Source organism: Ruegeria sp. BHSB056, from assembly GCF_059613305.1.
In genome coordinates this window covers 1-3160 of the sequence record NZ_JBXWSG010000161.1, presented here as the reverse complement: position 1 = coordinate 3160, position 3160 = coordinate 1, and the positions used below count along the sequence as shown (strand labels likewise).

Sequence of the window (3160 nt, the reverse complement as noted above, 5' to 3'; positions counted from 1 at the left end):
CTGTGATTTTTCAGTCTGCATTTGATGCGGTGCGGCGGTTTACGCTGATGCGAACCGGTGTCGAGGTTGCCGTTCGTTTGGGTGCACCGGTGCTTAGTGCGGCTGCGCACGCGTCGTTGCACGGAAACGGGCGCGAATATCAGACTCTTGGCGATTTGCAGCAACTGCGCGGTTTTCTGGTTTCGGGCACTTTGATTTCGTTTCTGGACGTGCCATTCGCCCCTCTGTTCATTCTGATGATCTTTCTCGTGCACCCGCAACTGGGCATGATTGTCGTGGTGACGGCGCTGATCCTAATGACGATTGCGCTGATCAACCAGAAAATGACAGCCAAACCCTTTGCCGAGGCGAACAAAGCGCAGTCCATGGCGAACCTGCATCTGGATTCCATGTCGCGCAACAGCCAGATCATCAACGCCTTGGCCATGATCCCCGAGGCGGTGCGGATCTGGGGGCGGGACACGGCCCAATCCCTGACCTGGCAGGTGCGCGCGCAGGACCGTAACGTGATCTTCGCGGCGATCTCGCGCGCTGTTCGTCTGCTGACACAGATTGGCATTTTGGGATGGGGCGCATTTCTGGCACTGCAGGGAGAGATTACCGGCGGCATGGTGATCGCGGCCTCAATCATTGCCGGGCGCGCCTTTGCGCCCATCGAAGGTTCGATTGAGGGGTGGAACAGCTACCTGCTGACGCGCGCGGCCTATGGGCGGATCAAGGCGCTGCTGTCCACCTCGGCCCTGCAACATGAGAAGTTGCGCCTGCCGCGACCTGAAGGGCGGTTGGATGTTGAGCGGTTGCTCTATGTCCCCGGTGGAACCAAACGTGTGGTTCTGAACGGGATTACCTTTTCACTCATCCCCGGTGAAACACTGGCGATTATCGGCAATTCCGGTGCGGGCAAAACCACCTTGGGCAAGACCCTTGTCGGGTCCGTTCTGCCAACGTCGGGAAGTGTGCGGCTGGACCTGATGGATATCCGCAACTGGGACCCGCGCCAGTTCGGCGAAAACATCGGTTATCTGCCACAGGATGTGCAGCTGTTCCCCGGAACCATCAAGGACAATATCGGCCGGATGCGAGCCGATGCCACGGACGAACAGATCCACGACGCCGCTGTACTAGCCGATGTACACAACATGATCGCGACCCTGCCGCAGGGGTATGAGACCGTGGTGGCCGCTGATGGATCACCTTTATCGGGCGGACAGAAACAACGCATTGCGCTGGCGCGGGCGTTTTTTGGGAACCCACGAATGGTGGTGCTGGACGAGCCGAACTCGAACCTTGACGTTGCCGGGGACAAAGCCTTGGCGCGCGCCATTGAACAGGCGCGTGAAAGCAAGATCACCGTGGTCGTCATCACGCAGAAACCAACGCTGCTGAACGTGGTCGACAAGATCATGTTGCTGACCGATGGGCGCGTCGCTCTGTTCGGTCAGCGCGAGCAGGTTCTTCAGCAGATCAACGGGCCGCGCAAACGGACCGGAATTGAAGGGCAACAGGGAGGCTGACCATGAATGACCTCGTACCCGTAAAACACTCTGCCGGTGAACCTGACGTCTGGTATGCAGAAGTTCCACGCTCGATCAACCGCTTCATTGTTATCGGTATAATCATGCTGGTCGTCTGTTTTGGCGGTTTCGGAGTGTGGTCCTTCAGTGCTCCGCTGGCGGCGGCGGTCATCGCGCAGGGCAGTTTTGTCGCCACTGGGCGCAACAAGATTGTCCAGCACCTTGAAGGCGGGATCATCGAAGACATCAAGGTCACCGAAGGGCAATCGGTTCAGGCAGGTCAGGTGCTGATGACGCTGGATCAGACCTCGGCCCAGGCCAATGAGCGCGAGCTGTTCATCCGCAAATTGCGCTTGCAGGCGATGACCGAGCGGTTGCTGGCGGAATATGGGGAACGGGATCGTCTGGTTTTTACACCAGATCTGGTCGAGGCCTCTAAAGACGTGGAAGTCATGGCCATTCTCGACGGTCAAATGCTCAGCTTTGATGTGTCGCGCAAGACCTTGCTGAATGATGTGGCACTTTTGGAACGCAATATGGAGGCTTTGAAGATCCGGGCAAGTGGCTTTGAGGCCCAATTGGACAGCATGGTCACACGTGCCGAAATCTTGCAGGAAGAGTACGAGTCCAAAAACCAGCTTTTCCAGAAAGGGCTGGTTCGAAAGGGCGAATTGAACACGATCCGGCGTGTGCAGGCCGAAGCCGAGGGGCAGCAGGCCCGGTTGCAGGCGGAGGCCGCTGAAATCAATCAGATGCTTCTGAAATACCAGGAACAGATTACGCGCACCCGATCCGCCTATCGCGAGGCTGCACTGGATGAATTGGGCGTGGTCGAGGCCGATCTGGAAAGCGTGCGCGAAAAATCCCGTCAGGCCCGCAATGTTCTGGACCGGGCCGTGGTGCGGGCGCCTGTGACCGGGACGGTAGTTCGCCTGCATTACCATACGCCGGGTGGCGTAATCGAAACGGGCGAACCCATTGCCGAAATTCTGCCCGCCGATGCGCCCTTGATTATTGAGGCGCAAATCCCACGCACCGAGATTGATAGTGTGGTAACTGGGCAGACCGCCTCTGTCCGCCTGATCGCGCTCAATCAGCGCACAACACCGGTTCTGTACGGAGAAGTCTTTTATATCTCAGCCGACGCGCTGCTTGAAGAGGCGGCAGGCGTTCCAAAAGAGGTTTATCTGGCGCGTATCTCACTTACCCCGGACGAACTGCACCGGGTCAGCGGCTTTGTTCCAACCCCCGGCATGCCCGCGGAAATTATGATCCAAACCGAAGAACGAACTTTTGCGGCCTATATCGCCAAACCTGTGTCGGACAGCATGTCGCGCGCGTTTCGCGAGCAATAACCTAGGTGCCTAAGGCCGTTGGTTCATCTACCTCAAGTCGCGTTCTGATCCTTTTGGGAAAAGCGTGAAAGTGAGGGTGTGTACCTTTGACGGCGCAAGACTTGGGATATCACAAGCTCCACACCCTTGGCGGTCTGGCGGATCGGATCAACGGTAGTCACGAAATCACAGTTTCATGAAACGTCAGGTTTCCGCATCTGATGCAAATCAATGCAAAACACATTCGAATCGAGACATGTTTGGCCGGAACTCATCATAAGGAACACCCGACCATGTTTCGCCTTGCCGCCA

General features: G+C 57.3%; 2 protein-coding genes. Both read left to right on the top strand.

Annotated features, from left to right (window positions below; all coding sequences use genetic code 11):
* A partial coding sequence (locus AC2FND_RS19870) for a type I secretion system permease/ATPase (RefSeq protein WP_496771431.1) occupies window positions 1–1514 on the top strand: 1514 nt, incomplete at its 5' end.
* 2 nt (window positions 1515–1516) lie between these two features.
* Window positions 1517–2869: an HlyD family type I secretion periplasmic adaptor subunit gene (locus AC2FND_RS19865; RefSeq protein ID WP_496771430.1), complete on the top strand. Its 1353-nt coding sequence runs from the start codon at window positions 1517–1519 to the stop codon at window positions 2867–2869.
* The last annotated feature ends 291 nt before the right edge of the window (window positions 2870–3160 follow it).